This is a genomic window from Roseovarius gaetbuli, from assembly GCF_900172365.1.
GTDB lineage: Bacteria > Pseudomonadota > Alphaproteobacteria > Rhodobacterales > Rhodobacteraceae > Roseovarius > Roseovarius gaetbuli.
This window is the reverse complement of record NZ_FWFJ01000110.1, coordinates 1-1,447: the sequence shown is the minus strand read 5'-3', so window position 1 is coordinate 1,447 and position 1,447 is coordinate 1. Positions and strand designations below refer to the sequence as shown.

Below are 1,447 nucleotides of genomic sequence, written 5' to 3'. Positions count from 1 at the left end.
CCCGTGTGGCTATAAAACTCAACCAGATACTGGCGGATGCCGCTCAGATCGACAAACCGGTCAATCGAACGAAGCAAGTGATTTTGCGGGATGTGATCCTCCAGCGAGAACTCATAAAACAGCGCCGGTTGCGCTTCCTGCCTCGGTCCCAACATGGCAAAATCCCCCGATCAATATGGGAATTGAATCAGTGATGCACGCCTCGATCAAGGAAGAGTTTTTCAACAAAATAAGCCCAGATTGACCGATGCTGCGAAATGCACAAAGGTCCACTTTCGGGAACGCGGTCAAGATACACTACTTGCAAGCGGAGGTTTCACATTGAGCGGATTTACATGGGAACGCGGGCCGTTCACACGATGCGCCAAGTGCGGTCAAACGACAATGGGCATACTCTCTGCCGGGGGGGGATTATTGACCAAACGCTGCACCAACTGCCGAAGGACGGTGCAGCTACCTCTGCCCGAATTAGACAAAAAGGCGATTTATCTGGACCAGTTCATTTTCAGCATGATCTACAACGTCAAGAACGAAGGAAACCTGCCAAAGGGGCATGAAGCCTTTGCAAAAGAAGTATACGCCCTGCTGAGACGGTGCGTTCTGCTACAGCAGGTTTTCTTGCCTCACTCCGATATCCACCACGATGAGACGACGGTCTTCCACAGTCCCATAGACTTGCGCGGCTTGTATAAGTTCTTCGGTGGCGACGTTTCCGTAATGGATTCTCGCGATGTGGAGCTTTTGCAGGACATTCAGTTTGCAAAGGCATACTTTGATGGCAAAGAGCCTAAGGTTTCTTTTGATATAGATGAGATTGCGGACAGTCAAAGAAATGATTGGCTGCCCGATATGCACGTTGGCGTGCGGGCTGACTATAGCCAATTCGCGGATCACATTCGAACCGTGAGAGGCGATGTGCATGATGCATTAAAAAAACTCGCGGACACGTGGCTTGAGAAGAAAGTATCGTTCGCGGGTGTTCTCGAAAGTGAGTTTTCAGCGATTGGCCCAACAAAGAAGCAGGCCTTTGCGAAGTGGTTTGAGGAAGTCTCTAATCCTGATCCAAGTGACCCGCTGGCACTATTCGAGAGTTCTGGCAGGCCGATATATCGTGAGTATCGAGAGCTTTGCCACCTTCTTGAAGATCGGGGAGTTGATGAAGATAAGCAGGCGATTGAAATCATGAAGTTTTGGCATTGGGAGCGGCAACGGGAAATACCACACCAAAGGATTTCATCATACTTATTTGCCGCTGTGGCTGGGCGGGTCGTCATGGGCGAGAAGAGAATAGTTGATCGTGGACTCATGAACGATGTGAGGTGTTGATTGTCACTGAGAACTGACCCGGGATTGTCACCGAGACTTGACCCACCCAGTTGTTATGTTCTTTGCGTCATGATGGCGTCAATGCTGCTGTCTCCTTTCGTTTCTTTTTCGCTGTCTCGGA

2 protein-coding genes are annotated in these 1,447 nt (G+C 50.0%); one reads left to right on the top strand and one right to left on the bottom strand.

The annotated features are described in order from the left end of the window. The coding region (locus ROG8370_RS20425) for a transposase (RefSeq protein ID WP_503128349.1) at window positions 1-155 on the bottom strand (155 nt) is incomplete at its 3' end. A gap of 259 nt (window positions 156-414) precedes the next feature. Between ROG8370_RS20425 and ROG8370_RS19785 the strand changes: the two genes are divergently transcribed. Continuing rightward, entirely contained in the window at window positions 415-1,326 is a 912-nt protein-coding gene (locus tag ROG8370_RS19785) for a hypothetical protein (RefSeq protein ID WP_139838248.1), read from the top strand. Window positions 1,327-1,447: the final 121 nt, after the last annotated feature.